Here is a 238-nt window from a genome sequence, read left to right on the forward strand (position 1 = left end):
CAGTTTCGAACTATGTTGGAATATAAGGCAAAATGGTACGGTAAACAAGTCATTGTCGTATCGAAAACATTTGCTTCAAGCCAATTATGTTCTTGTTGTGGATATCAAAACAAAGACGTTAAAAATCTGAACCTACGTAAATGGGATTGCCCTTCTTGCCATACACACCATGATAGGGATATTAACGCAAGTATCAATCTAAAGAATGAAGCTATAAGGCTTCTAACCGCAAGGACTG

Annotated in this window: 1 protein-coding gene; it reads left to right on the top strand. The window is 37.4% G+C overall.

Going from position 1 to position 238, the window contains the following annotated elements; genetic code table 11:
* Nucleotides 1–238: zinc ribbon domain-containing protein (locus JDS92_RS30455; protein ID WP_199633071.1), on the top strand; the 238-nt coding region annotated here is incomplete at both ends.

This window comes from Bacillus cereus group sp. N12 (genome assembly GCF_016483575.1).
GTDB classification, from domain to species: Bacteria; Bacillota; Bacilli; order Bacillales; family Bacillaceae_G; genus Bacillus_A; species Bacillus_A toyonensis.